This is a genomic window from Pseudomonas sp. UBA3153 (genome assembly GCF_002364635.1).
Taxonomy (GTDB): domain Bacteria; phylum Pseudomonadota; class Gammaproteobacteria; order Pseudomonadales; family Pseudomonadaceae; genus Pseudomonas_O; species Pseudomonas_O kuykendallii.
This window is the reverse complement of sequence record NZ_DEYR01000056.1, coordinates 1-26,832: the sequence shown is the minus strand read 5'-3', so window position 1 is coordinate 26,832 and position 26,832 is coordinate 1. Positions and strand designations below refer to the sequence as shown.

The 26,832-nt window shown below is 66.5% G+C and carries 26 protein-coding genes; 9 read left to right on the top strand and 17 right to left on the bottom strand.

Annotated elements, in window-relative coordinates:
* The 5 genes from B2X67_RS13710 to B2X67_RS13690 form a co-directional block, all read right to left on the bottom strand.
* The coding region (locus tag B2X67_RS13710; RefSeq protein WP_286785837.1) for a TonB-dependent receptor plug domain-containing protein at window positions 1–1,491 on the bottom strand (1,491 nt) is incomplete at its 3' end.
* A gap of 323 nt (window positions 1,492–1,814) precedes the next feature.
* Window positions 1,815–2,903, bottom strand: a complete 1,089-nt coding sequence (gene modC, locus B2X67_RS13705; RefSeq protein ID WP_286785836.1) for a molybdenum ABC transporter ATP-binding protein — start codon at window positions 2,901–2,903, stop codon at window positions 1,815–1,817.
* 1 nt (window position 2,904) lies between these two features.
* A complete protein-coding gene (gene modB, locus B2X67_RS13700; protein WP_273231321.1) occupies window positions 2,905–3,579 on the bottom strand; it encodes a molybdate ABC transporter permease subunit in 675 nt (224 codons plus the stop codon).
* 80 nt (window positions 3,580–3,659) lie between these two features.
* Complete coding sequence (gene modA, locus B2X67_RS13695; RefSeq protein WP_286785835.1) at window positions 3,660–4,412, bottom strand: molybdate ABC transporter substrate-binding protein; 753 nt, start codon at window positions 4,410–4,412, stop codon at window positions 3,660–3,662.
* 22 nt (window positions 4,413–4,434) lie between these two features.
* Complete coding sequence (locus B2X67_RS13690; RefSeq protein WP_286785834.1) at window positions 4,435–5,253, bottom strand: TOBE domain-containing protein; 819 nt, start codon at window positions 5,251–5,253, stop codon at window positions 4,435–4,437.
* A 176-nt stretch (window positions 5,254–5,429) separates the two neighbouring features.
* Between B2X67_RS13690 and B2X67_RS13685 the strand changes: the two genes are divergently transcribed.
* Window positions 5,430–5,861, top strand: coding sequence for a TOBE domain-containing protein (locus tag B2X67_RS13685; RefSeq protein ID WP_286785833.1), 432 nt, complete (start codon window positions 5,430–5,432; stop codon window positions 5,859–5,861).
* A 38-nt stretch (window positions 5,862–5,899) separates the two neighbouring features.
* Here the strand turns inward: B2X67_RS13685 and B2X67_RS13680 are convergent, their stop codons facing one another.
* Together B2X67_RS13680 and cysK are read right to left on the bottom strand one after the other, a co-directional pair.
* Entirely contained in the window at window positions 5,900–6,772 is an 873-nt protein-coding gene (locus B2X67_RS13680) for a DMT family transporter (RefSeq protein WP_286785832.1), read from the bottom strand.
* Window positions 6,773–7,100: 328 nt separating this feature from the next.
* Window positions 7,101–8,075, bottom strand: coding sequence for a cysteine synthase A (cysK, locus tag B2X67_RS13675; protein WP_273231309.1), 975 nt, complete (start codon window positions 8,073–8,075; stop codon window positions 7,101–7,103).
* Between the two features lie 126 nt (window positions 8,076–8,201).
* Between cysK and B2X67_RS13670 the strand changes: the two genes are divergently transcribed.
* The 3 genes from B2X67_RS13670 to B2X67_RS13660 all read left to right on the top strand — a co-directional run bounded on the left by B2X67_RS13670 (window position 8,202) and on the right by B2X67_RS13660 (window position 11,619).
* Window positions 8,202–9,281 (top strand): DUF748 domain-containing protein, encoded by a 1,080-nt coding sequence (locus tag B2X67_RS13670; protein WP_090227670.1) that lies wholly within the window; start codon window positions 8,202–8,204, stop codon window positions 9,279–9,281.
* Window positions 9,282–9,429: 148 nt separating this feature from the next.
* Window positions 9,430–10,275, top strand: a complete 846-nt coding sequence (locus B2X67_RS13665; RefSeq protein WP_282339088.1) for an AAA family ATPase — start codon at window positions 9,430–9,432, stop codon at window positions 10,273–10,275.
* Window positions 10,276–10,440: 165 nt separating this feature from the next.
* Window positions 10,441–11,619 (top strand): vWA domain-containing protein, encoded by a 1,179-nt coding sequence (locus B2X67_RS13660; RefSeq protein WP_286785831.1) that lies wholly within the window; start codon window positions 10,441–10,443, stop codon window positions 11,617–11,619.
* 39 nt (window positions 11,620–11,658) lie between these two features.
* On the opposite strand, the gene B2X67_RS13655 is transcribed toward B2X67_RS13660, so the two are convergent.
* The 3 genes from B2X67_RS13655 to B2X67_RS13645 form a co-directional block, all read right to left on the bottom strand.
* Window positions 11,659–12,183, bottom strand: a complete 525-nt coding sequence (locus B2X67_RS13655; protein WP_286785830.1) for a DUF2937 family protein — start codon at window positions 12,181–12,183, stop codon at window positions 11,659–11,661.
* Window positions 12,184–12,213: 30 nt separating this feature from the next.
* Complete coding sequence (locus B2X67_RS13650) at window positions 12,214–12,999, bottom strand: class II glutamine amidotransferase (RefSeq protein WP_090227695.1); 786 nt, start codon at window positions 12,997–12,999, stop codon at window positions 12,214–12,216.
* Window positions 13,000–13,124: 125 nt separating this feature from the next.
* Complete coding sequence (locus B2X67_RS13645; RefSeq protein WP_376747807.1) at window positions 13,125–13,574, bottom strand: MFS transporter; 450 nt, start codon at window positions 13,572–13,574, stop codon at window positions 13,125–13,127.
* A gap of 100 nt (window positions 13,575–13,674) precedes the next feature.
* Here B2X67_RS13645 and B2X67_RS13640 point away from each other — a divergent pair, with 100 nt between their 5' ends.
* Window positions 13,675–15,708, top strand: a complete 2,034-nt coding sequence (locus tag B2X67_RS13640) for a S9 family peptidase (protein ID WP_286785828.1) — start codon at window positions 13,675–13,677, stop codon at window positions 15,706–15,708.
* Between the two features lie 617 nt (window positions 15,709–16,325).
* Here the strand turns inward: B2X67_RS13640 and B2X67_RS13635 are convergent.
* Window positions 16,326–17,243: a YihY/virulence factor BrkB family protein gene (locus tag B2X67_RS13635; protein WP_286785827.1), complete on the bottom strand. Its 918-nt coding sequence runs from the start codon at window positions 17,241–17,243 to the stop codon at window positions 16,326–16,328.
* A gap of 151 nt (window positions 17,244–17,394) precedes the next feature.
* Here B2X67_RS13635 and B2X67_RS13630 point away from each other — a divergent pair, with 151 nt between their 5' ends.
* Window positions 17,395–17,772: a YgaP family membrane protein gene (locus tag B2X67_RS13630; protein ID WP_286785826.1), complete on the top strand. Its 378-nt coding sequence runs from the start codon at window positions 17,395–17,397 to the stop codon at window positions 17,770–17,772.
* Window positions 17,773–17,776: 4 nt separating this feature from the next.
* Here B2X67_RS13630 and B2X67_RS13625 read toward each other — a convergent pair whose 3' ends face one another.
* The 5 genes from B2X67_RS13625 to rnd form a co-directional block, all read right to left on the bottom strand.
* On the bottom strand, window positions 17,777–19,000 hold the full coding sequence (locus B2X67_RS13625; RefSeq protein WP_286785825.1) for a hypothetical protein: 1,224 nt from the start codon (window positions 18,998–19,000) through the stop codon (window positions 17,777–17,779).
* 62 nt (window positions 19,001–19,062) lie between these two features.
* Window positions 19,063–19,512, bottom strand: coding sequence for a YcgN family cysteine cluster protein (locus tag B2X67_RS13620; RefSeq protein ID WP_090227708.1), 450 nt, complete (start codon window positions 19,510–19,512; stop codon window positions 19,063–19,065).
* 120 nt (window positions 19,513–19,632) lie between these two features.
* Window positions 19,633–20,565, bottom strand: a complete 933-nt coding sequence (locus tag B2X67_RS13615) for a D-2-hydroxyacid dehydrogenase (protein WP_286785824.1) — start codon at window positions 20,563–20,565, stop codon at window positions 19,633–19,635.
* A gap of 3 nt (window positions 20,566–20,568) precedes the next feature.
* The gene (locus B2X67_RS13610) at window positions 20,569–20,862 is read right to left on the bottom strand and encodes a YcgL domain-containing protein (RefSeq protein WP_090227713.1); all 294 of its coding nucleotides are present in this window, start codon (window positions 20,860–20,862) and stop codon (window positions 20,569–20,571) included.
* Window positions 20,859–21,998: a ribonuclease D gene (gene rnd, locus B2X67_RS13605; protein ID WP_286785823.1), complete on the bottom strand. Its 1,140-nt coding sequence runs from the start codon at window positions 21,996–21,998 to the stop codon at window positions 20,859–20,861. Before rnd ends, B2X67_RS13610 begins: the two co-directional genes overlap by 4 nt.
* A gap of 131 nt (window positions 21,999–22,129) precedes the next feature.
* Here rnd and B2X67_RS13600 point away from each other — a divergent pair, with 131 nt between their 5' ends.
* The 3 genes from B2X67_RS13600 (at window position 22,130) to B2X67_RS13590 (ending at window position 26,016) form a co-directional block, all read left to right on the top strand.
* The gene (locus B2X67_RS13600; RefSeq protein ID WP_286785822.1) at window positions 22,130–23,191 is read left to right on the top strand and encodes an SMP-30/gluconolactonase/LRE family protein; all 1,062 of its coding nucleotides are present in this window, start codon (window positions 22,130–22,132) and stop codon (window positions 23,189–23,191) included.
* A gap of 455 nt (window positions 23,192–23,646) precedes the next feature.
* On the top strand, window positions 23,647–24,501 hold the full coding sequence (locus B2X67_RS13595) for a sulfurtransferase (RefSeq protein ID WP_286785821.1): 855 nt from the start codon (window positions 23,647–23,649) through the stop codon (window positions 24,499–24,501).
* A 204-nt stretch (window positions 24,502–24,705) separates the two neighbouring features.
* The gene (locus B2X67_RS13590) at window positions 24,706–26,016 is read left to right on the top strand and encodes an OmpP1/FadL family transporter (RefSeq protein ID WP_286785820.1); all 1,311 of its coding nucleotides are present in this window, start codon (window positions 24,706–24,708) and stop codon (window positions 26,014–26,016) included.
* A 96-nt stretch (window positions 26,017–26,112) separates the two neighbouring features.
* Here the strand turns inward: B2X67_RS13590 and B2X67_RS13585 are convergent, their stop codons facing one another.
* Window positions 26,113–26,619 (bottom strand): glutathione peroxidase, encoded by a 507-nt coding sequence (locus B2X67_RS13585; RefSeq protein ID WP_286785839.1) that lies wholly within the window; start codon window positions 26,617–26,619, stop codon window positions 26,113–26,115.
* Window positions 26,620–26,832 lie beyond the last annotated feature (213 nt).

Here is a 26,832-nt window from a genome sequence, read left to right as displayed (position 1 = left end):
GGTTTCGCCCAGCGCGCGCTGGTAGCCGAGCTCGAAGTGCGTGGCGTGCTCGGATTTGAGGTCCGGGTTGGGAATCGCCGTGCCCATGCGATAGGAGTAGCGGTCCTTGATGGTGGCGAAGCGGCTCTTGCGCGCCACGCTGGCACGCCATTGGGTGGCCTCGTCCTGCTGGAAGAACAGCCCGACCTGGCCGTTGTTGCTGTGGTTCTTGCCGCCCTCCTCGTCGACCAGCCCGGTGGTCTTGGCGTAGCTCTGCGCCTCGCGGCCGTCGCGCTGGTCGTGGGACACGCCGACCACCAGGGTCAGCCGCTCGCTCAGCGCGTGGCTGTCTTCCAGCGCCAGCGACTGGGTGCGGTCCTCGAAATGCTGCCAGGGCTCGCCGCCGTCGTGCTCACGGTGCACGTCCTGCTTGAAGTGGTAGGCCAGGCGCAGCAGGTTCTCGTCGCTCAGGCTCCATTCGTCCTCGACGCTGGCGCCGTTGCTGTAGTCGTCGTACCAGCTGCGGAACGACGAGGCCCGGGTCTGGCTGTCGTAGCGGGCGTTGTCGTAGGCGTAAAGGCTGTTCTCGTAGGTGTCGTGATAGGCGCGCACCTTCAGCCGGTGGGCGCCGAGGTCGGTGGAGCTGCTGGCGTAGACGCTGGTCTTGTCCCAGGTCGGCCATTGCCAGTAGCGCGTCGAACTGAGCGTATCGCCGGCATAGGGCGGATTGCCCTTCTCGCCTTCCTGGCGCTGGTAGCCGACCACGTATTCGTCGCTGTCGTTGGGCGTCAGCCCGACCTTGAAGTTGACCTTGCGGTCGGTGGCATAGCTGTTGTCGCGTCGGCCGCCGTCCTCGAAGGCGTTGGGCCGGTAGTCGTCGGAGAGACGGAAGTAGTCCTGATCCAGGTAGGACATCCCGGCCTGCATGTACCAGTTGCCCTGGTTGCTGCCGAGGTTGGCGTAGACGCGGTTGCCGTTGTTCTCGCCGTCGTCGGTAAGGCTCAGCCCGCCGCCGATCTCGCCCTCGAAGGCCTTCACCGGCTTGCGCGTGACCAGGTTGATCGCCCCGCCGAGGGTGTTCGGCCCGTAGGTCATCGAGCTGAAGCCCTTGGCCACCTCGATGCGCGACAGCTCGAAGGTGGTGAAGCGGCCGAGGTCGGCGTAGCCGTCATAGGGCACATAGACCGGAATGCCGTCGAGGAAGATCGGCACCTGGCGCAGGTCGAAGCCGCGCACGTAGACCATCTGCTCGTTACGCGCGCCGACCCGGCTCAGGTTGACGCCCGGCACCAGGTTCAGCGCCTTGCCCAGCGTCTCGCGGTCGTACTTGCGCATGGCCTCGCTGCCCAGCGTATCGCTGCCGCCCAGGCTGCTCTCGCCCTTGCTGTCGATGACACTGATCTGACCGAGCTCGAAGACGTTGCTCCCGGTTTCGGCGGCAACGGTGAACGCGCCGGGCGCAAGGCCCAGCGCAGCAGCGGCGAACAGCCCGCCGATGGAGGTATGGCGCATGGATGACTCCCCAGTGAATGGCAAACGGAAACGATTTTTCTATATATCTATAGTTATCGCAAAATCGTAAAGGCATATCCTGTGCCATTCCTTAGCGGGCGCCAGTCCGCCCGAAAAATCCACCTATATAGCTAATTTAAAACGGTTTTATTTTCTCCTGACAGCGTAGGAAGGCAACCGCGCGGAGCGCTCGTGTTTTCTATATAACAAGAAATACATAATGTAAGAGAGGCTACAGCGGCGCTTGCCGGCCGAACGGCGCCCACGACGAAGCGCGAGCAATCGCGTCGCCGGGATCGGTAAGGGGAATGGCGGAAAAGAACTCAGTTGACCAGGGCGACGGCCTTGATCTGCGCGTACACCTGGATGCCGCCGTGCAACTCCAGCTCGACCGCGGAACGCCGGGTGATGCGCGAGAGCAACACCGCGCCGCCGAGGTCGATGCGCACCAGGCTTTGCGCGCTGTCCGGCTCATGGAGCACGTCCAGCACCTGGCCTTGCAGCTGGTTGAGGATGCTGCTGCGCTGCGGCTTCTCCAGCGCCAGGCTGACGTCGCGCGCCTGGATGCCGACGCGCACCCTTCGCCCGGCCGGCAGCTCGGTCAGCGGCAACGCCAGGCGCCCGCCCGGCACCAGCACATAGCTGAGCAGGAAGGCCTCGTCATGCGCTTCGATTTGCCCTTCCAAGGCGGTTTCCGCCTCGTCCAGATGCGCCAGCGGCAGTTCGGCGCTGGTCAGCACCCGGTTCAGCGGGCCGACGGCGCGCACCTCGCCGCCCTCCAGATAGAGCATGTGATCGGCCAGACGGGTGACCTCGGCCAGCGAGTGGCTGACGTAGAGCATCGGGATGCCCAGCTCGGCGTGCAGGCGCGCCAGGTACGGCAGCACTTCCTGCTTGCGCCGCTGGTCCAGCGCCGCCAACGGCTCGTCGAGCAAGAGCAGGCGTGGGCTGGTGGCCAGCGCACGGGCGATGCCGACGCGCTGCCGCTCGCCACCCGACAGGCGCTGCGGCGAGCGCTCGAGCAGATGACCGATGCCGAGCAGCTCCACCGCCTGGTCCAGGGAAATCCGCCGCTCGCTCGCCGCGATGCGGCGCTGGCCGTACTCCAGGTTGCGCCGCACGCTGAGGTGCGGGAACAGGCTGGCCTCCTGGAACACGTAGCCAAGCGGACGCTTGTGCGGCGGCACGAACAGCCCGCGCGACTCGTTCTGCCAGCATTCCCCGGCGACCGTCACCCGCCCGCCGCGCGCCCGCTCCAGCCCGGCGATGCAGCGCAGCAAGGTGGTCTTGCCGGAGCCGGAATGGCCGAAGATCGCCGTGACCCCGGAGACCGGCAGGCGCGCCTCGACACGCAGGCCGAAGTCCGCCCAGCCGTGCTGCAGGTCCAGTTCGATGTAGGCGGAGTCGCTCATCTCAGACCATCCGCTGACGGGAGTTGAAGGTGTAGAGCGCCAGCAGCACGAGGAAGCTGAACACCAGCATGCCGCCGGCCAGCCAATGCGCCTCGGCGTATTCCAGCGCCTCGACGTGATCGTAGATCTGCACGGAAACCACCCGCGTGCGTTCCGGGATGTTGCCGCCGATCATCAGCACCACGCCGAACTCGCCGACGGTGTGGGCGAAGCCGAGGATCGCGGCGGTGATGAAGCCGGGACGCGCCAGCGGCAGCACCACGCTGAAGAAGGTGTCCAGCGGCGAGGCGCGCAGGGTCGCGGCGACTTCCAGCGGGCGCTTGCCGATGGCCTCGAACGCTTGCTGCAACGGCTGCACCACGAACGGCATCGAATAGAACACCGAACCGACCACCAGCCCGGCGAAGGTGAACGGCAGCAGGCCGAGGCCGAGCCATTGCGTCAGCGCTCCCAGCGGACCCCGCGGGCCAAGGCTGACGAGCAGGTAGAAACCGAGCACCGAGGGCGGCAGCACCAGCGGCAGCGCCACCAGCGCCCCGAACAAGCCGCGCAGCCGCGAACGCGTGGTCGCCAGCCACCAGGCGATGGGCGTGCCGACGACCATCAGGATCAACGTGGTCAGCCCGGCCAGCTCGATGGTCAGGCGGACGGCGGAGAGATCGACGGCTGAAGGCAAGCGGCGGACTCCTTGGCGCTACTCGGGGAAAAAGACATCCGGCGCAGACAGCGCTGCACCGGATCATGCTGCGGAGAAATCTACAGGGTGTAGCCGTAGGAGCGAATGATTGCCGCGGCCTTCTCGCCTTTCAGGTAATCGACCAGCGCCCTGGCGGCCGGGTTGTCCTTGCCCTTGGCGAGGATCTGCGCGTCCTGGCGGATCGGCGAATAGTACTCGGCGGGCACCTGCCAGGCCGAGCCGCTGACCAGCTTGCTATTTTCGGTGACCTGGGACAGCGCGACGAAGCCCAGCTCGGCGTTCTCGGTGGCGACGAACTGATAGGCCTGGGTGATGTTCTCGCCGGTGACGATGCGGCCCTCGACCTTCTGGGTCAGGCCCAGCTTGTCCAGGGTTTGCATGGCGGCGGCGCCATAGGGCGCGGCTTTCGGACTGGCGATCGACAGGTGCTTGAAGTCGCCCTTGGCCAGCACCTGGCCCTTGGCGTCGACGTAGCCGGGCTTGGCCGACCACAGCACCAGCTTGCCGATGGCGTAGGTGAAGCGGCTGCCCTCGACGGCGGCCTTCTCGCTTTCCAGCTTGGCCGGCGTGGCATCGTCGGCCGCGAGGAACACCTCGAACGGCGCGCCGTTGGTGATCTGCGCGTAAAACTTGCCGGTCGCGCCGAAGGTCAGCACGGCCTGGTTGCCGGTGTCCTTCTCGAACTGCTCGGCGATCTTCTTCATCGGCTCGGTGAAGTTGGCGGCAACCGCCACCTGCACCTGCTCGGCGTGGGCCAGGTTCGAGAACAGCGCCAGGGCAGCGGCGGCGAACAGGGTCTTACGGGCTTTCATGGTGACGCTCCTTGGGGTGGGATCAATCGTAAACGGCGAGGATGACGCTGGAGGCCTTGAACAGCGCGCACGCCTGCTGGCCGACGGCGAGACCGAGGGTTTCGCAGCTGCCGTGGGTGACCACCGAGGTGACGCTGCGCCCGGACGGCAGCAACAGGCTGACCTGGTCGTTCACCGAGCCGGCCTGGATCTCGACGATCTCGCCCCACAGCTGGTTGCGCGCGGTGAGCTGCAGTTCGCGGTCGGTGCTGAGCAGCACCGACGAGGACTTGATGAAGGCGAAGACCTCCTTGCCGATCGCCAGACCGAGGTTTTCCGCGCTGGACTTGGTGATCACCGCGATCAGCTCGCTTTGCGCATCCAGGCGCAGGCGCACTTCGTAATCGACGCCGCCGTCGCGCAGGCCGGTGATCGGCCCGGAGAACTGGTTGCGTGCGCTGGTCTTCATCGAGAGTCGATGCATGAGACTCTGGAACTCCTGAACATCGGCTGCTCCGACTTCCCCCAGGCGCGCGCTGAGCCGGTCGAGCACGAGCTGGTATTCGATTTCCAGCGCCCGGTACATGGCGACGATGCTGCGCCCATAGTCGGTGAGCTGGGTGCCACCGCCCTGGCGTCCGCCGGTGACACGCACCACCAACGGTTGCGGGGCCATGTTGTTCATCGCATCCACCGCATCCCACGCCGCCTTGTAGGACAGCGGCACGGCTTTCGCCGCCTGGCTGATGGAGCCGAGCTCGCCGATCTGCTCGAGCAGGCGGATGCGCGTGTCGGAAAGCGACGTGCCGACCGCGCTCTCCAGTGAAAGCCTGCCGATGAAACGCTGTGGGACGTTGGTCATGGAAAATCCTCTGTATAGGCTGGCATATAGCGAGAAGCGTGCCAGATCACCGCGCCGCTATGGTTGCCTCTATATCGAACTGTTTTCTAGAGTCGACACCGGCGAATCGGATTTTTGATCCGGGTTATTTATGTAGCAAACAATACAACGTCGCTAACGCGACAAGGGAGAGCAGCATGCAGATAAGTGCGCGCAATCGTCTGTCAGGGAATGTTCTGCAATGCCATACCGGCGCGGTCAACGCCGAGGTGGAGATCGATCTGGGCGACAACGACCGCCTGGTGGCCATCGTCACCATGGACAGCCTGCGCGAGATGCAGCTGGCCGCCGGCGTCGAGGTGGTCGCCCTGGTGAAGGCGCCCTGGGTGATGCTGATGACCGGCAGCGACGATTTCCAGTTGTCCGCCCGCAATCAACTGAGCGGCACCGTGGAGAACATCGAGACCGGCGCGGTGAACGCCGAAGTCACCCTGCGTCTGGCGGGCGGCGCGCAACTCACCGCCATCGTCACCCGCGAAGCCGTGGCCGAACTCGGCCTGGCGGCCGGCAAGCCCGCTACCGCGCTGATCAAGGCGTCGCACATCATCCTCGGTCGCAGGAAGTCATGATCGAACGGGGGCGCCCTGGCGCCCCCGGACCACAGCGGTCAGCCGGCGCTCTCAGGCTGGCGGAAGACGAACAGCAACCCCGCCACGATCAACCCCATCCCTGCCAGGCTCAGCGGCGCAAGGCGATTGCCGAACACCAGGTAGTCGAGCAACGCGGTCACCGCCGGCACCAGGTAGAACAGGCTGGTGACGTTGACCAGGTTGCCACGCGCGATCAGTCGGTACAGCAGCAGCGTGGCCAGCACCGAAATCAGCAACCCCATCCACAGCACCGACACCCAGAACTCGACGCCCGCCTCGATCTCGAACGGCTGGAACGGCACGAACGCCGCGCACAGCAACGTGCCCGCCAGGTACTGCAGCGGCAGGCTGCCGAGCGGGTTGTCGTGCATGCGCTTCTGCATGATCGAACCGCCGGTCATGCTCGCCAGCGCCAGCAGGCCGCACAGCGTGCCCGCCCATGAGAGGCCGGCCAGGCCGATGTTCTGGTAGACCACCAGCACCAGCCCGAGCAGACCGAGGCACAGGCCGAACAGCCGGCTCGGCGAGAGGCGCTTCTCCAGCAGCACCGCGGTGAGGATCGGCTGGACGCCGAGCAGCGTCGCCATCACGCCGGGCGTCACCTGCAGGTCCAGCGCCAGCAGGTAGAAGATCTGGTAGGCGCCGAGCAGCACCAGCCCGGTCGCTACCGCATACCCGCGCGCCGCCCTGGTGCTCGGCAGGCGCAACGGCAGAGCCCGGGCGAGGATCGTCAGCGCCAGCAAGGCGATGATGAAGCGCACCAAGAGGAAGGCGAACGGCGAGGCATGCGCCAGGCCCCATTTGGAAACGATGGCGCCGCTGCTCCAGAGCAGCACGAAGAGGCTCGTCGACGCGCACGCGACGAGGTTGTTGCGGGTGAAGAACTGCATGTTGCCACCTGTGAAATAGGCAAGGAGGACCACGCCGGCGGCGTGGCAGACCAGGGAACGGGAAGCCGGCGAACCGGCGCGGCTCAGGCCAGTGGTGGCGGCGGAGCCAGGCAGCCCGCGGGCGGGCTCACAGGTGGTGGGGCGAGTGGCGCGGCAACGGCGCGGGCACGCGGCGCTACGTTCAGGGCGAACGAAGAGGCGAAGGGGCGGGCCGTGCGCGGCGAAGCAGACATGATCGATCTCGAAGCGGGTCGGAAAGAGCCCCGACTATAACCACGAAGCGGCGGTGAACGAAAGGCCGGACCCGCGGGCGAGTCCGGCGCCGGTTTTACTGCTGCAGTTCCTGCTCGCTGAACAGGCCGTCGAACAGCATGCTCGACAGGTAGCGCTCGCCGGAGTCCGGCAGGATCACCACGATGGTCTTGCCCTGCATTTCCGGGTGCTCGGCCAGGCGCACCGCGGCAGCCATCGCCGCGCCGCAGGAAATCCCGCAGAGAATGCCCTCCTCGCGCATCAGGCGCAGGGCCATCGACTTGGCCTCCTCGTCGCCCACCTGCTCGACACGGTCGACGATGGACAGGTCGAGGTTCTTCGGCACGAAGCCGGCACCGATGCCCTGGATCTTGTGCGGCGCGGGCTTGATCTCCTCCCCGGCCAGCGCCTGGCTGATCACCGGCGAACCGATCGGCTCCACGGCGACGGAAAGGATTTTCTTGCCCTTGTTCAGCTTGATGAAGCGAGACACGCCGGTGATGGTGCCGCCGGTGCCGACGCCGGCCACCAGCACGTCGATGCTGCCGTCGGTGTCGTTCCAGATTTCCGGGCCGGTGGTCTTCTCGTGGATCGCCGGGTTGGCCGGGTTCTCGAACTGCTGCAGCAGCAGGTATTCGCCGGGGTTGGAGGCGGCGATCTCGCTTGCCTTGTCGATCGCGCCCTTCATGCCCTTGGCCGGCTCGGTGAGCACCAGCTCCGCGCCGAGCGCCTTGAGCACCTTGCGCCGCTCCAGGCTCATCGACGCCGGCATGGTCAGGATCAGCTTGTAGCCACGCGCCGCGGCGACGAACGCCAGCCCGATGCCGGTGTTGCCGGAGGTCGGCTCGACGATGGTCATGCCCGGCTTCAGGCGCCCGGATTCCTCGGCATCCCAGACCATGCTCGCGCCGATCCGGCACTTCACCGAATAGGCCGGGTTGCGGCCCTCGATCTTGGCCAGCAGGGTGACGCCTTTCGGCCCCAGGCGATTGATCATCACCAGCGGCGTATTGCCGATGGCCTGTGCGTTGTCAGCGTAGATGCGGCTCATGGAGGTCCCCGCGGCAAGTGGCTTGAGAAAGCGCATAAGCCTATGCCCCATGGGGTTTCTCGTCCAGCGAACTCCCCGGCGCCCAAGGCTGTCCATCGACCGACGCCACCCGCAAATGGAACCCTCATGAAACGTCGCTACAGCATGCCCCTGTGGATCGCGCTGGCCCTCGTCCTGTTGCTGCTGGTCGCTCACCTGGCCCTGCCCTACGTGGTGCGCGACTACCTGAACGGCAAGCTCGCCGACATGGGCGAATACCGCGGGCAGATCGCCGACGTCGACCTCGCCTGGTGGCGTGGCGCCTACCGCATCAACGGGCTGGTGATCGAGAAGGCCAGCGGCGACGTTCCGGTCCCGTTGCTGGAAGCGCCGCTGATCGACCTCTCGGTGAGCTGGCATTCGCTGTGGTACGACCACGCGGTGGTGGCCCAGGTCATCTTCCAGTCGCCCAAGCTCAACTTCGTCGACAGCGAAGATCCGAAGCAGGACCAGACCGGTGAGGGCGTCGACTGGCGCGACCAATTGGAGCAACTGCTGCCGATCACCCTCAACGAAGTCCGTGTGGTCGACGGGCGCCTGGCGTTCCGCAACTTCCAGTCGCAGCCGCCGGTGGACGTGTTCGCCAGCGAGGTCGACGCCAGCGTCTACAACCTCACCAACACCGCCAGCGCGGATGGCAAGCGCGTCGCCACCTTCAAGGGACACGCCGCGCTGTTCGGCCAGGCGCCGCTCGAGGCGAGCGCGAGCTTCGACCCTTTCACCAACTTCGAGGATTTCCAGCTGCGCCTGCGCATGACCGACCTGGAACTCAAGCGCCTCAACGACTTCTCCCGCGCCTATGGCAAGTTCGACTTCGCCGCCGGCACCGGCGACCTGGTGATCGAGGCCGAGGCGCAGAACGCCCAGCTCAGCGGCTACATCAAGCCGCTGCTGCGCGACGTCGACGTGTTCAACTGGAAGCAGGATGTCGAGAACCGCGAGAAAGGCTTCTTCCAGGGCCTCTGGGAAGCGGTGGTCGGCGGTGGCCAGACGGTGCTGAAGAACCAGAGCAAGGACCAGTTCGCCACCCGCATCGAACTCTCCGGCAGCATGAAGGGCGACAGCCACGTAAACCCGTTCCAAGCGTTCGTGGCGATCCTGCGCAACGCCTTCGTGCAGGCCTTCACGCCGCGCTTCGAGCGTGCGCTCAGCGAAGACCGCGAGTAAGGGCCGCTGACCAGGATGCGCGCACGCCGACCATTCAGTGACTGAATGGCCCGCCTGCGTTCACAGCCCGCTTGCCCGCGCGGTATAGTCGGGGCTTTCCAGACAGCATCGCCGGCCCTGCGTGCGCCCGCGTTTCGAGGATTTTCCGATGAAGTTCGAAGGCACTCCATCCTACGTCGCCACCGACGATCTCAAGCTCGCGGTCAACGCCGCCATCACCCTGCAGCGCCCGCTGCTGGTGAAGGGCGAGCCCGGCACCGGCAAAACCATGCTCGCCGAACAACTGGCCGAATCCTTCGGCGCCAAGCTCATCACCTGGCACATCAAGTCCACCACCAAGGCGCATCAGGGCCTCTACGAATACGATGCGGTGAGCCGCCTGCGCGACTCGCAGCTGGACCCGGACAAGGTCAACGACATCCGCAACTACATCAAGAAAGGCAAGCTGTGGGAGGCCTTCGAGTCCGAGCAGCGGGTGATCCTGCTGATCGACGAAATCGACAAGGCAGACATCGAGTTCCCCAACGACCTGTTGCAGGAACTCGACAAGATGGAGTTCTACGTTTACGAGACCAACGAGACGATCAAGGCGAAGCAGCGCCCGATCATCATCATCACCTCGAACAACGAGAAGGAACTGCCGGACGCCTTCCTGCGCCGCTGCTTCTTCCACTACATCGCCTTCCCGGACCGCAGCACGCTGCAGAAGATCGTCGACGTGCACTACCCGAACATCAAGAAGGACCTGGTGGCCGAAGCGCTCGACGTGTTCTTCGACGTGCGCAAGGTGCCGGGCCTGAAGAAGAAGCCCTCCACCTCCGAGCTGGTCGACTGGCTCAAGCTGCTGATGGCCGACGACATCGGCGAAGCCGTGCTGCGCGAACGCGATCCGACCAAGGCCATCCCGCCGCTGGCCGGCGCGCTGGTGAAGAACGAGCAGGACGTGCAACTGCTCGAACGCCTGGCCTTCATGAGCCGTCGCGCTTCGCGTTAAAAATCGGGCTGCTGCGCGTCGGCCAGTGCCTTTGTAGGGTGGGTTAGCGAAGCGTAACCCACCGACCAGCCGCCAGGCTGGCAAGCATGATGCCGGCGGCATCAACGGTGGGTTACGCCGCTGCGCGGCTAACCCACCCTACGGATTACCCCGAGGGCATAGACAATGCTGCTCAATCTTTTCAACGAAATGCGCGCGGCCAAGGTGCCGGTTTCGGTGCGCGAGCTGCTCGACCTGATCAACGCGCTGCAGCACAACGTCGTGTTCGCCGACATGGACGAGTTCTACTACCTGTCGCGGGCAATCCTAGTGAAGGACGAGCGCCATTTCGACAAGTTCGACCGTGCCTTCGGCGCCTACTTCAACGGCCTGCAGAACCTCGACCAGCACATCGAGGCGCTGATTCCCGAGGAATGGCTGCGCAAGGAATTCGAGCGACTGCTGACCGACGAGGAACGCGCCCAGATCCAGTCCCTCGGCGGGCTGGACAAGCTCATCGAGGAGTTCAAGAAACGCCTCGAGGAACAGAAGGAACGTCACGCCGGCGGCAACAAATGGATCGGCACCGGCGGCACCAGCCCGTTCGGCTCCGGCGGCTTCAACCCCGAAGGCATCCGCGTCGGCGACGCCGGCAAGCGCCAGGGCAAGGCGGCGAAGGTCTGGGACCAGCGCGAGTACAAGAACCTCGACGACAACGTCGAGCTGGGCACGCGCAACATCAAGGTCGCCCTGCGCCGGTTGCGCAAGTTCGCCCGCCAGGGCGCCGCCGAGGAGCTCGACATCGACGGCACCATCGACCACACGGCGAAGGATGCCGGCCTGCTGAACATCCAGATGCGCCCGGAACGCCGCAACACGGTGAAGCTGTTGCTGCTGTTCGACGTCGGCGGTTCGATGGATGCCCACGTGAAGGTCTGCGAGGAGCTGTTCTCGGCCTGCAAGACCGAGTTCAAGCACCTCGAGTACTTCTATTTCCACAACTTCATCTACGAATCGGTGTGGAAGAACAACTTCCGCCGCACCAGCGAGCGCACCTCGACCCTCGACCTGCTGCACAAGTACGGCGCCGACTACAAGGTGATCTTCATCGGCGACGCGGCCATGGCGCCCTACGAGATCACCCAGGCCGGTGGCAGCGTCGAGCACTGGAACGAGGAAGCCGGCTACGTGTGGATGCAGCGCTTCATGGAGAAATTCAAGAAGCTGGTATGGATCAACCCCTACCCCAAGGACACCTGGGGCTACACCGCCTCGACCAACATCGTCCGCGAGCTGGTGGAGGACCGGATGTTTCCGCTGACCCTGAGTGGCCTGGAAGAAGGGATGAAGTACCTGTCCAAGTGACGTCGAGACGAAGCCCGTTCTTTCGTTACCCGCGGATGGCTAGCGCCAGTGCCGCTGATGCGCCCGGCGCTGGCGGCCCACGCCGAACGCCGCGCCGACCAGCAGGAGCAGGCTTTCCACCACCCACGCCAGCAGCAGCGCACAGACGATGCCCCAGGCGATCGCCTCGGGCACCAGCGGCACCTGGTAGTCGTAGGCGGCGAGGGTTTCCGCGCGCAGCTCCGGATCGGCTTTCGCCACCACGTGCCAGGCGCGTGCATACCAGGGTCTGTGCATCGCCTGCGCTTCCTCTTCGAGCAGCGCCGAGCGATCCACCAGAGTCGCCACGCTCTGCGCATCGCTGCGCATCACCGGGTCCTGGCTTTCGCGGTAATGCGTCACCAGCGCCTGCAGGTCACCCTGGAAGAAGCGCCCCGCGGTGGCCCGGAAGCCTTCCAGCGCCTTGGCCGCCTCGATGCGATGCGCCTCGACCCGATTGGCATAGTCGGCAATGAAGCCGGGCACCTGAACGCCCACCAGCAGACCGACCGCGAACAGCATCAAGCGCAAGTAACTTCTCAACATCCAGCTCTCCTTGTGGGTGTGAAAACGGACTCAGTCCGACAGCGTGTCGCAACCCTCTGCAATGCACTCGCCCCCGCGCCACAGGGTCCACTGACCCGGCTGGTGGACGATCCAGTCTTCGTTATCGGTCAGCGCCTCGGTGGCCAGCACGGTAACCACGTCGTTGGGCGTGGTTTCCGCCTGGAAGTCCACCGTCAGGTCGGCGTCCTTCAGACGCGCCGGGCCGAACGGCGCGCGGCGGGTGATCTGCACCAGCTTCGTCGAACAGCAGCTGAACAACCAGTCGCCGTCGCTGAGCAGGCAATTGAACACCCCTTTGCGGCGGTACTCGCGACACGCCTCGATCAGCGTCGGCAACAGCGCCTCGATATCGGCGGGCTCGGGAAAGGCGGCGCGCAGGCGGTTGAGCAGGTCGCAGAAGGCCGCTTCGCTGTCGGTATCGCCCACCGGGCGGTAGAAGCCGGGCGCAGGCTGGAAATCCGCCAGCTGGCCGTTGTGCGCGAAGCACCAGTTGCGCCCCCACATCTCGCGGACGAAGGGATGGGTATTGGCCAGCGCGACCTTGCCGACGTTGGCCTGGCGAATGTGGCCGATGACTACCTCGCTCTTGATCGGGTACTGCTGCACCAGCCGAGCGACCTCGGATTCGGCGCTCGCCGAGGGGTCCTGGAACAGCCGCAGGCCGCGCCCCTCGTAGAAGCCGATGCCCCAGCCGTCACGGTGCGGGCCGGTGCGGCCGCCGCGCTGCATCAGCCCGGTGAAGCTGAAGACGATATCCGTCGGCACGTTGGCGCTCATGCCCAGCAGCTCACACATGGGCGGGCCTCGGCAGCGGCGGCGTGGCGACGAAGGGGGGGCGAATCGGATTCATGGGCGCTCCTGGTAAGCAGGAGGCCATGCTGAACGGCTCCGCGCGTGGGCGCAAGCCGCTGTATGGCAATCTATACGCGCGGTTCGACGCGGCTCTCGCGGCGCGGGCGCTCGACGTCCGGGTCCATCCGCTCGCGCAGGGTGCGCGGGTCTTCCACCGCTTCCTCGCGGGCCCGTTTGCGATTGCGCAGCCAACGCTCCACCGGCCAGCGCAGCAGCACGAACAGCAGGTAGACGACGAAGGCGATCAGGCCGTACATGCTGAGGTCGGCGACCGCCTTCCAGACGTTGTTGCCGACCTTGAAGGCCAGGTCCAGCGCGGTGATGGCGATGGCTGGGGCGAACAGCTCCTTGCTCGGGTCGACGATGGTCGGCGTCAGCAGCAGCACCGCGATCACCAGCCGCAGCGGCTCGCGCAGGTAGCGCCACATCCAGCCGGTGAGTTGGAACACCACCGCCAGGCAACCGAGTGCGGCGATGCCATAGACGGCCCAGGCGAGGAGGTAGTCGTGTTCGTTCATGTGGCGCTTCGGCATGGCCTGGCTGGCGAATGGGCGCCTATGATAGCGGCTTTTCGCCGCGCAGACCTCCCGCCGCGGCGCCGCAACTTCGAGGATGAGCATGTCCCACGCCCCCATCGCCCGCATCGACACGGATGCCCAGGACCCTTACCGCTGGCTGGAGAACCGCGACGCCCGGGAGGTGCTCGATTACCTGCACGCCGAGAACGACTGGACCGAGGCGCAGCTGGCCGACGGCGCCGAGTTGCGTGAGCGCCTGTTCGAGGAGATCAAGGCGCGCATCCGCGAGACCGACCTGTCGCTGCCCACGCCCTGGGGCGCGTACCTCTACTACAGCCGCACCCAGGCCGGCGACGAGTACCCGCGGCACTATCGCTGCGCACGGCCGGCCGGCGCTTCGCTGCAGGTCGACGACGACAGCGAGGAGCTGCTGCTCGACCCCAATGCGCTGGCCGAGGGCGGCTACCTGTCGCTGGGCGCCTTCAGCATCAGCCCGGACCAGACGCGCCTGGCCTACAGCCTGGATACCCAGGGCGACGAGATCTACCAGTTGTTCGTCAAGGAGCTGGCCAGCGGCGCCGTCGAGGTACTGCCCTTCGACGACTGCGACGGCAGCCTGACTTGGGCCAACGACAGCCGCACGCTGTTCTTCGGCGAGCTGGATGCCACCCATCGGCCGCACAAGCTCTACCGCTACACGCTGGGCGATGCCGAAGCGGCCCTGGTGTTCAACGAGCCGGACGGGCGCTTCTTCCTCAACTGCTATCGCTCGAGCTCCGAACGCCAGCTGATCCTGCTGGCCAACAGCAAGACCACCTGCGAAGCCTGGGTGCTGGATGCCGATCGGCCGCAGCAGGCGTTCATCTGCCTGGCGCCCCGCGAGGAAGGCCACGAGTACTACCCCGACCACGGGCGCATCGACGGCCAGTGGGCCTGGGTGGTGCGCAGCAATCAGGCGGGCATCAACTTCGCCCTGTACCGCGCCGATGACGCCACGCCGACCCGCGAACACTGGCAGGAACTGATCGGCCACGACCCGCAGCGGATGCTCGAGGAAGCCAGCCTCAACGCCGACGGTTTCGTCCTCAGCCTGCGCGAGGGCGGCCTGCCGATCATCCAGGTGCACCCGGCCGGGGCGCCGGATTATCGCGTCGAGCTGCCGGATGCCGCCTACAGCCTCTACGTGCAGGACTCGCTGGAATTCGACAGCCCGGTACTGCGGCTGCGCTACGAGGCGCTGAACCGTCCGGCGCAGGTTCGCCAGCTGGACATCGCCAGCGGCGCGCAGGCGGTGCTCAAGGAAACCCCGGTGGAAGGCCCGTTCGACGCCGACGCCTACGTCAACCAGCGGCTCTGGGCCAAGGCGCCGGACGGCACCGCGATCCCCATCAGCCTGGTCGCGCGGCGCGACGTGCTCGGCCGCCCTGCCCCGCTGTATCTCTACGGCTATGGCGCCTATGGCGAAAGCCTCGACCCCTGGTTCTCGCATGCCCGCCTGAGCCTGCTCGAACGCGGCTTCGTCTTCGCCATCGCCCATGTGCGCGGTGGCGGCGAGCTGGGCGAGGCCTGGTATCGCGGCGGCAAGCTGGAGCACAAGCAGAACACCTTCGATGACTTCATCGCCTGCGCCGAGCACCTGATCGCCGGGGGCTACACCCGCACCGACCGCCTCGCCATCAGCGGCGGCAGCGCCGGCGGGCTGCTGATCGGCGCAGTGCTCAACCAGCGTCCGGAGCTGTTCGCCGCGGCCATCGCCGAAGTGCCCTTCGTCGACGTGCTGAACAGCATGCAGAACCCCGACCTGCCGCTCACCGTGACCGAGTACGACGAATGGGGCGACCCGCGCGACGCGGCGGTGCACGCGCGCATCAAGGCCTACGCGCCCTACGAGAACGTGCGCGCCCAGGCCTATCCGGCGATCCTCGCCATCGCCGGGTACCACGACAGCCGGGTGCAGTACTGGGAAGCGGCGAAGTGGGTCGCCAAGCTGCGCGCCACGCGCAGCGACGACAACCTGCTGCTGCTCAAGACCGACTTCGGCGCCGGCCACGGCGGCATGAGCGGCCGCTACCAGGCGCTCAAGGATGTCGCGCTGGAATACGCCTTCCTGCTGAAGGTGCTGGGCCTGGTCTGAGTCTTACCCACCGGGCTGCGCGGGTTGCACCATTCCCACTCGCCCCACCTGTACGATCCCGGCTCATCCCCAGACCGTAGTGTGGGCTTTAGCCCACCGGCGCTCACCCTGCGTTGTCGCGTGGGCTGAAGCCCACCCTACGAGCGCCGCGCTCAACGCGAGCCCGAAAGTCCCCAATCGCCACCTGTAGCCCGTAGGGTGGGCTTTAGCCCACCGGCCCTCCCCCCCTGCGTTGTCGCGTGGACTGAAGCCCACCCTACGAGCGCCGCGCTCAACGCGAGCCCGAAAGTCCCCAATCGCCACCTGTAGGGTGAGCTTTAGCCCACCGGCCCTCACCCCTGCGTTGTCGCGTGGGCTGAAGCCCACCCTACGAGCGCCGCGCTTAACGCGAGCCCGAAAGTCCCCAATCGCCACCTGTAGCCCGTAGGGTGGGCTTTAGCCCACCGGCCCTCACCCCTGCGTTGTCGCGTGGGCTGAAGCCCACCCTACGAAATCGCGCTCAACGCAAGCCCGAAAGTCCCCAATCGCCACCTGTAGGGTGGGCTTTAGCCCACCGGCGCTCGCCCCTGTGCTGTCGCGTGGGCTGAAGCCCACCCTACGAGATCGCGCTCAGCGAATCAGGGATCGACCTTGGAGCCGGTGGCTACCTGCTCCGCCGGCGCGCCGTCGCCTTCGACCTTCTCGCCGGGATCCTTGCCTTCCGGATCGTGGTGCTCCAGCACGGCATTCAGCTCGGCGCCGAGCAGCAGCACCGCGGCGGAAATGTAGAAATACAGCAGCAGGATGATGATCGCGCCGATGGAGCCGTACAGCGCGTTGTAGTTGCCGAAGTTCTTCACGTAGAAGCCGAACCCCACCGAGGCCGCGATCCACACCACCACCGCGAGCAGCGAGCCGGGGGTGATGAAGCGGAATTTCTGTTTCACGTCCGGCGCGACGTAGTACACCACCGCCACCGCCACCACCATCAGCACGATCGCCACCGGCCAGCGCAGCAGGTTCCAGAGCATTACCATCACCTGCTCCAGGCCGAACCAGTGGGCGAGCCAGTTCATCACGCTGGGCCCGACCACCATCAGCCCGGCGGCGGTCAGCAGCAGCGCGGCCAGGCCGACGGTGTAGAGCACCGACAACGGGAAGCGCTTCCACGCCGGGCGGCCTTCCTTCACGTCATAGGCCTTGTTCATCGCATCCATCGTCGAGCGCACGGCCGACGAGGAGGTCCAGATCGCCACCACGATCCCCACCGAGAACAGCCCGGATTCCTGCTGCTGGAAGCGGTCGATCGCCGGATTCAGCTGGTCCATCGCCTCGGTCGGCAGGAAGTAGGCGGCCTGCTCGCGCAGCCAGTCGAAGAACGTCGGCAAATCGAGAAAGCTGATCAGCGCGATGAGGAACAGCAGGAACGGGAACAGCGAGAAGAACATCTGGTAGGCCAGCGCCGACGCATAGGTCGGCATTTCGTCGTCGGCGAATTCCTTGACCACGCGTTTGGCCAGCTGGAACAGACCGAGGCGATTCTTGATGGCGAACATGTAGGCCCTTCCTTGTCGCAAAACGGAGTTAAAACTGGGACGACCACAACGCCGCGGAAGTTCTGCAATGGCGCGCGCCGGCCATCCGGGCTGCGGAACAGCGCGGCGGCGCGGGAGTCATGTTCTAGGTAACCCTCCAAGGAGAACAACGATGCTGATTCCAACTCACAAAGATGAAACCGGCGCTACCTCCGCCTTCACTCCCGGCAGCGATGCCGAGAAAAACGTGCACGGCTGGGAGCGCGCGGCCTCCATCGCCGGCGGCTTCGTGCTGTTGAGCAAGGGCCTGCGCCGCGGCGGCATCGGCGGCCTGCTGGAAGTGGCGATGGGCGGCATGGGGCTGGTGCGCGGCTTCACCGGGCGTTGCGCGGCGAAGAAGGTGCTGCAGGCGGCGAAGGAAGACGTCCACGACTTCAAGGTCGCCAGTGGCGGCAAGCTGGACCGCCTGTTCGAGAACGCCGACGCCGCGACCCGCAGCGCCACCGTCACCGGCAACGAATCGCTGAGCAGCCCGAAAGCCGGCGTCTGATTCGCTAGTTGCCCGCCAGCAACGGCGTATCCAGCACCTTCGACGGCTCGCCGATCAGCGTTTCGGCGATCGCCCGCACGTCGTCGGTGCTGACCTTGTCCAGGCGCATCAGGCCCTGGACGAGGTCGTCCAGCGACTGCCGGCCCTTGCTGGCCACGCGGATTTCCTGGTTCAGGTCCTCCAGCAACAGCACCGCCCGCGCCGTCACCGCGCCGCTGGAATGCTCGCCGCGCAGGCTGCTCACGTCGCGGCTCCAACGCTGCAACTGCTCGCGCACCTTGTGATAACGGGCCTCGCCGAGTCCGCCCGAACGGCGCAGCAACTCGATTGAGTAGTACTCGGCGACGCCCTCGCTGATCCAGTCGCTGTCGTCCGTGTCGGTGATCCGGGTGAACACGTGCACCAGTTCGTGCAGCAGCGGGCTGGTGCCGTTTTCGCTGATCAGCGGCCGCTCGGCCTGCATGAAGAACGAGTTCGGCGCGGACAGCCCGCCCCGCCACATCGGCTCGCCGGCGCCAACGATCAGCAGCTTCTCCGGGGCGCGCGGGAACGCCGCCTGCGCATGCGGCCAGACGTAGGTGAGCAAGGTGATGATGTCCATCCGCCGCAGCCCCTCGCCGGTGGGCGCCGCCACGGTGACGTCGGTCTCGCCCAGGCGCAGGCGCCGCGCACCGATCTTGCCGGCGAGAATCCAGCCGGTCGGCCGGTCGAAGCGGCGCCCCGGATTATCGATGCGGAAACGGTTCTTGCCGATCCGCGGCCAGCCGGTTTCCACGCTGTTCCAGCCCTCCGGCAACTCGAACTGCAGGCGCGACACCAGCTCGACGCCATCGGCCTGCGACAGTCGCGCCGCCGGCACCAGATCGTCGCCGCGCAGCAGCGCCCAGTCGACGGTCATCCGCGCGTCGTAGGCGCCCGATTCGCGACGATGGCTGACGCGCACCCGGTAGCTCAGCGTCGCCGCGCCGCGCGAGGGTTTCCACAGCCCGTGGTCGCCGCTCAGGCGCCAGTCTCCGTCGGCCTTGAAGTCGCTGTACGCCCCGGTGGCGCCAAGGTCGAGTTCCAGCTCGCGAACCACTTCGCCCTTCGCCAGCCGCAGGCTGACCTCGGCCTGATCGGCCTGCGGCAGGAAGCGCACGGAGTAGTCCAGGTCGACCTTCTTCGCCGCCAGGGCGCAGGAGGTGAAGACGAACAGCAGGCAACAGGGCAACCAGCGGAGTGAGGGCATCGCAGTGAAATCCCATGGGGTCTGTCGGTGTCGGTCAGCGCCGTGCGGGCGGCGGCCGGGTATCAGCCGGCGCGGAAGATCAGGTGGTCTTCCCAGTCATCCTCGGCGACGCTGTCTTCGCTGAGCATCTTTCCCGATTGCGAGATGCCGGCGCGGTGCACCGCATCCGGATCGCCGCAGACCAGGTGATGCCAGGCCAGCAGGTCCTTGCCCTCGGCCACGCGCCGGTAGGCGCAGGTCGGCGGCAGCCAGCGGAACTGGTCGGCCTGCGCCGGGGTGAGCTGGATGCAGTCGGCCACGTACTGGCGGCGATTCGGGTAGTCGCTGCAGCGGCAGCTGGTCAGGTCGAGCAGTTTGCAGGCCACTCGGGTGTAGTAGACGCTGCCGTCGTCCTCATCTTCCAGCTTCTGCAGGCAGCACAGGCCGCAGCCGTCGCAGAGCGATTCCCACTCGGTGCGATCGAGCTCGGCAAGGGTCTTGCGCTTCCAGAAGGGTTCGACGATGGCGGCCATGGGCGTACTGCGGCGAGGGTGCGAAAAGGCCGGCAGTCTAGCCCGCCGCGCAGACAGGGCCAAGGCTGCGTCGTCGGATGCCTGGGCGGCGAGGTTTCGTCGCGGGGAACGCCAACGGCCCTAGTAGCCGCGGGCGAAATCCACCTGGCCGAGCAGCGGCTCCGCCGCGCGGTGACGCGCCAGGTTGTCGAGGAACAGCCGGGCCATCGCCCTGGGCGGCGTCGGCGCCGCGGTGTGCCCGGTGAGCAGCAGGTTCGGTGCGCGCCAGAACGGATGGTCGGGCGCTGGCGGTTCCTCGCGACAGACGTCGATCACCGCGGCCGCCAGCTGCCCGCCTTGCAGCGCGGCGACCAGGTCGGCATCGACCACCGCCGTGCCACGCCCGGCGTTGATGAACAGCGCGCCGCGCGGCAGGCGCGCGAACAGGCCGGCGTCGTAGATATCGCCGGTGTCGGGCGTGTTCGGCAGCAGGTTGATCAGGTAGTCGGCCTGCGCGGCGAGACGCTCCAGCTGGTCGATCCCGGCGACTTCCAGGAACGGCTCCAGGGCGCGCGGCTGGCGGGCGATGCCGCGCAGCTCGATGCCGAACGGCGCCAGCAGGCGCGCCACCGCCTGGCCGATGTCGCCGGCACCGACGATCAGCGCCCGGCGTCCGCCGAGGCCGTGCGGCGTGCGCGTGTCCCAGCGGCCCTCCCCTTGCAGCGCCGCGCGCGACAGAACCTGGCGCTCGTGGGCCAACAGGTAGGTCAGCACGTATTCGGCCATCGCCTGGCCGAATACGCCGACTGCCCGGCTGAGGCGGTAATCGCGCGGCAGGTCGGCGGCCAGCAGCGGCGTGATGCCGGCCCAGGTCGACTGCACCCACTGCGGGCGGGCGCCGCCGCGCAACAGCGGCGCCAGCAGATCGGGCGCCCCGAGCCACACCGGGCAGTGGGCCGCCAACCTGGCCAGCTCCGCCGGATCGTCACTGCCGTGCAGTTGCAGCGACGGCTCGGCGTCACCCAGCAGGTCGGCGTAGCGGGCGTGTTCAGGATCGGCGATCAGCAGGCGCATGGGTCAGACCGGGTCGTTGCGGCGCAGCAGTTCATCCGGCAGGTGGGCGATGTAGTCGTCCTCGGGCGGCGGCATCTGCAGGTGATAGCCCTGGGTTTCCAGGTTCTCCAGCACCTTGGCGATGTCTTCGCGCGCGAGCTGGCGCTCCGGGGTCAGCACCAGGTCGAAGGCGTGCTGCGGCGGCCCGAAGGCGACCAGCAGGCTTTCCGGCACGCGCTTGAGCGCGTCGGCGCGGTTCACGTAGAGGTACATCTCGCGCTTGCGCGGGCTGCGGTAGATGGAGCAGAGGCGTTTCACGGGGTAGGTTCTCCAGCGCCCGGAGCGAGGGCGTCGAGCAGCGCCTGGCCCATGCGCTCGCGGCGCCAGCCACGCAGGGATTCAGGCAGGGTGTAGGGGCCGTCGGGATAGCCGCTCTTGAGCAGCGCCTCGAGGGACTTCTTGCGCAGCATCAGCTCGGGGACGATCTGCAGCTTCTCGGCTTCGGCCTGGCCAACCGCGCGCAGGCGCTTGAGCAGCACCGTGGCATCCACCGGCAGCGGCTCGGGCAGCGCCTCCGGCCAGGCTTCCCTGGGCAGCGCGGCGGCGTCCTTGATCAACTGGATCAGCGTCTCGCCGTCCTGGCGCACGGTGCGCGGGTGCATGTCCTCGATCTTCGCCAGGGCCACCAGGTTGTCCGGCTGGAAGCGCGCCAGCGGCCACAGGCAATGCTCGCGGACGATGCGATTGCGCGGCTGGTCGCGGCGACGGGCCTCGGCCTCGCGCCAGACGTACAGCTCGCGGAGCACCGCCAGCTGGGCGCGCGACAGCTTCCAGCCGAGCTTGGCGTCGCGGTACAACTCGCGCGGGTCGACCTCCCGGCGCAGGTTGGCGACCAGTTCGGCACCGTCCTCCAGCAGCCAGGCGCGCTTCTCGTCGGACAGGCGCTGATCCAGCACTTCGTAGATTTCCGCCAGGTGCTTGGCGTCATCGGCGGCGTAACGCACCTGAATGTCGCTGAGCGGGCGCGCCAGCCAGTCCGAGCGCGTGGCGTCCTTCGGCAGGTCGAGGCCGAGCACGGCATTGGCCAGGCGCGAATAGCCCATGGAGAAACCGATGCCCAGGTAACCCGCGGCCAGCTGCGTGTCGAACAGCGGCGCTGGCAGGCTGCCGGTCAGGCGCAGCAGCACTTCGAGGTCTTCGCTGCAGGCATGCAGCACCTTGACCACCTGCGGGCTTTCCAGCAGCGCGGCGAAGGGTTTCCAGTCGCCGATCAGCAGCGGGTCGATGAGAAAGGCGCGCTCGCCGTCGCCGATCTGCACCAGGCCGGCAAGTGGATAGAAGGTGTCGACTCGGATGAATTCGGTGTCCAGCGCCACGTAGGGCAAGTCACGCCAGATGCTGCAGTGGTGCGCCAGGGCGGCGTCGTCACGGATCCAGTGAATATCGTTGGGCACACGGCTCTCCTTGGTAATCACGCCAGTATAACTGCGCTGCGCCAACGGGACGGAGATTCACGGCTTGTCGGCCGGCTGCGCCGCCTCCTATGCTCCGAGGCTGCGCCCAGAACAATCAGAAAAGGACCGCCATGACCAAGTTGATCGGCTTCATCGCGCTGCTGCTCGCCGCCGCTGCGCTCTACCTCAGCGTCACCCCGAGCGTGATCGACCCGCTCGCCTGGGACGCGCCCGCCGCGCCGCCGCTGACCGGCGTGCTGGAGCCCAACGACACGCTGATGAAGGCCGAACTGATCGCCCAGGGCCAGCTGCACGGGCCGGAAGACACCGCCGTGGATGCTAGTGGGCGGCTCTACGCCAGCCTCGCCGACGGCCGCATCGTGCGCCTGGGTGCGGACGGCATTCCGCAGACCTTCGTCAACACCGGCGGGCGCCCACTGGGCATGGACTTCGCGGCGGACGGCCAATTGATTGTCGCCGACGCCTACAAGGGCCTGCTCAGTGTCGATGCCCACGGCAAGATCAGCGTGCTCGCCACCGAGGCGGACGGCGTTCCCTTCCGCTTCACCGACGACCTCGACATCGCCCGCGACGGGCGCATCTATTTCAGCGACGCCTCCGACACCTTCACCCAGCCGGACTACCTGCTCGACCTGCTCGAGGCGCGCCCGCACGGCCGCCTGCTGCGCTACGACCCGGCTACAGGCAAGACCGAGGTGCTGCTCAAGGACCTGTATTTCGCCAACGGCGTGGCGCTCTCGCAGCACGAGGATTTCGTGCTGGTCAACGAAACCTACCGCTATCGCATCACCCGCTACTGGCTCACGGGGGACAAGGCCGGCAGCCATGAGGTGTTCATCGACAACCTGCCCGGACTGCCGGACAACCTCCAGGGCGACCGCGCCGGCACCTTCTGGGTCGCCCTGCCTACGCCGCGCAAGGCCGACGCCGACTTCCTCCATCGCCACCCGTGGCTCAAGGCGCAGATCGCCAAGCTGCCGCGCGCGCTCTGGCCAAAACCCACGCCCTACGGCCTGGTGACCGCCCTCGACGAAAACGGCAACATCGTGCAGAGCCTGCATGACACCAGCGGCGCGCACCTGCGCATGGTCACCTCGGTGAAACCGCAGGGCGATTTCCTCTACTTCGGCAGCCTGGACAATGACCGGATAGGCCGCCTGAGGATTCGCTGAGCACGCCGCCCCCATCGGACGCACCGGACTCCCGTCAGACGTAGGGTGGATGACGCTCTTTTCATCCACCGTTACATCGCCTGGTGGATCGATAGAGCGCGATCCACCCTACGGCTGGGCGTCACTCAGTAACGCCGCCCCCATCGGATGCACCGGACTCCCTTCAGGCGTAGGGTGGATGACGCTCTTTTCATCCACCGTTATACCGCCCGATGGATCGACGGAGCACGATCCACCCTACGTCTGGGCGTCACTCGGTACACGCGCCCATCGGATGCACCGGACTCCCTTCAGGCGTAGGGTGGATGACGCTCTTTTCATCCACCGTTACACCGCCCGGTGGATCGATAGAGCGCGATCCACCCTACGGCTGAACCCGTTTTGGGCGGCGGCCCCGCCCACATGCCGGTGGCGTTTATCATGCGCCATCGATTCCTTCGCAGCAGGAGCACCGGATGACCATCGCCCACCTGATCGACCCGCAAACCCTCGCCCAGCGCCTCGGCCAGCCCGGCCTGGTCATCCTCGATTGCCGCTTCGCTCTGGAAGACCCCGCCTACGGCCAGCGCAGCTACGCCGAAGGCCACCTTCCCGGCGCCCATTTCGCCGACCTGGAACGCGATCTCTCCGCACCTGTGCAGCCCGGCGTTACCGGCCGGCATCCGCTGCCCTCGCCGGCGGCGCTGCTGCAGCGCCTGCGCGAGTGGGGCATCGACGACGACAGCCAGATCGTCATGTACGACGATGGCCCCGGCGCGTTCGCTGCGCGGGCCTGGTGGTTGCTGGCCTGGCTGGGCAAGCGCGACGGTCTGTATCTGCTCGATGGCGGGCTGAAAGCCTGGAAGGAAGCCGGTCTGGCGTTGACCCGCGACGTGCCGCCGGCGGGCAACGGCGGTTTCGACGGCGTAGCGGACGACAGCCTGGTGATCGACGCTGACCGCCTGCAGCAGCGTCTGCAGCAACCCGACATGACCTTGCTGGACGCCCGCGGCCTGCCGCGTTTTCGCGGCGAGGTGGAGCCGATCGACCCGGTGGCCGGGCATATCCCCGGCGCGCGCTGTGCGGCCTTCACCGACAACCTCGGCGCCGACGGACGCTTCCTCCCGGCCGAACAGCTGCGCCAACGTTTCGCTGCCCTGCTGGAGACGCGCTCGCCCGATCAGCTGGTCGCCTACTGCGGCTCCGGCGTCACCGCCTGCCACAACCTGTTCGCGCTGAACCTCGCCGGATACCCGCTGGCGCCGCTGTACGCGGGCTCCTGGAGCGAGTGGATCACGAAAGTTGACCGACCGGTCGAAATCGGCGATTGAGAGTCAGTTTAAAAGCGCTCTAGTCCGGTATTTACAGCTCAAACATCCGTTTCATAGGCTGGGCCTCCGAGCCCTTGCCGGGATTGTCGCGGAACAGGCATTATCGCGCCGCTTGCGAGCCACGACTCGCTTGGAACTTCGACGATGCCGACACAGTCAGCTCGTTTAGTTCCACATCGCCCCAATAACAGGAGTCCTGAACCCGTGATAACAAAAACACTGAAAAGCGCCCTCGCCATTGCCATCGCAGCGGCTTCCACCCAGGTAATCGCTTCCGGCTTCGCCCTCAACGAACAGAGCGTCAGCGGCATGGGCACCAACTACGCAGGTCGCTCCTCATCCGCCGAGGACTCCACCACCGTCTTCGGTAACCCCGCCGGCATGGCGCGCCTGAAGCGCCAGGAAGTCAGCCTGGGTGCCGCGGCGATCATCGCCAAGACCGATATCAACGATGCTTCCGGCTCCGCGGTCCTGGGCGGCGCAATCACTCAGCCGGTGGCCGGCAGCAACGACGGCGACATGGTGCCGTTCACCGCGGTGCCGTTCGGTTATTACGTCAACCCGCTGAGCGACAAGTGGGCCGTGGGCTTCGGCGTCTACGCCCCATTCGGCCTGATCACCGACTATGAAGGCAGCTTCCAGGGCCGTTTCTTCGGCGACTACAGCGAAGTTAAAGTGGTCACCGCGCAGCCCACCGTCAGCTACCGCTTCAATGATCAGCTGTCGGTCGGTGTAGGCCTGACCATCAACCGTATCTCCGGCCAGCTGGAAAGCGCCGTTCCGGCCCTGGCGACCGCCGAAAGCCGCGTGAAGATCAAGGGTGACGACACCGCGCTGGGTTACAACGTCGGCGTGCTCTACGAATTCACCCCGCAGACCCGCGCCGGCCTGACCTACCACTCGATGGTCGACTACAAGCTCGAGGGCGATACCCGCATCTCCGGTTCCGACCTCGCCCTGGGCGGCATCGGCGCCTACGGCAAGTACGATGCCTCTCTGAAGCTGAAAACCCCGGAATCCGCCGACTTCTCGATCACCCACGAGCTGGACGATCAGTGGACCCTCTACGGCGGCGCCACCTTCACCCGCTGGAGCCGCCTGGAGTCCATCGTGGTGCAGAACGAAGGTCTGAACCCGACCGCTGGCGCTCAGTTCGGCACCATCGCCGAGGAGCAGGAATGGCATGACACCTGGGCCTACGCCATCGGCGCCTCCTACCAGTTGAACAAGCAGGTGGTGCTGCGTGCGGGCCTGGGCATGGATCAGAGCCCGACCAACAACGAGCACCGCTCGCCGCGCATCCCGACCGGCGACCGCAAGACCCTGTCCCTCGGCCTGGGCTGGAGCCCGACCGACGACCTGACCATCGATGTCGCCTACTCCTATCTGAAAGAGGAAGACGTCGACATCGACCAGTCCCGTGCCTACGCCGGCGGCGCCCTGGTGGAAAACTACAGCTCCACCTACAAGAACAGCGCCCACGGTATCGGCACCCAGGTCTCGTACCGCTTCTAAGCGTCACCCGCAAAAACGAAAACGCGCGGCCCAGGCCGCGCGTTTTTTTTTGCTCGCCGTAGGGTGCGCCGCGCGCACCGCCGGCAACGCCTGCCTTCAGTCCGCCTTGCTTGCCAGCGCCTTCTGCACCGCCTCGACCAGCGCCGGGTCGTCCGGCTTGGTCTTGCTGTTGAACACGCCGACCACCTTGCCCTGGCGATCCACCACGTACTTGTAGAAGTTCCAGCGCGGCGCCTGGCCGTCGGCCTGCGCGGCCAGCTCGCGGAAAAGCGGCGTCGCATCGCTGCCGCGCACCGGCTGGGTCTGGGTCATGGCGAAGGTCACGCCGTAGTTCTGGTAGCAGACCTTGGCCGTTTCCGCCGCGTCGTCGTCTTCCTGGAAGAAGTCGTCGGACGGCACGCCGAGCATTTCCAGGCCGTCACCCTTGTAGCGCTGGTAGAGCGCTTCGAGCCCCTTGAACTGCGGGGTGAAACCACAGTGGCTGGCGGTGTTCACCACCACCAGCGCCTTGCCGGAAAACTGGCAGAGATCGAGGGTGTCCTTGGAGCGCAGCTTGGGCAATTCATGCTGCAACAGCGGCGGGCAGTCGGCGGCGAGCAGCATCGGCGAAGCCAGCGAGGTGAGCAGCGCCAACGGCAGAAAGCGGGATAGGGTCATGGCGATATCCTGATGAGGTCGGTTCAGGCTAGCTGCCGGAGCGGGCAGCGGCAATCGCCGTTCAACAGACGCCGACGCCCAACTGCAACAGGGCGATGCCGCCCGCGCGCCAGCCGTACCAGGCCAGCGCCAGCAACGCCGCCACGCCAAGCGCAGCGC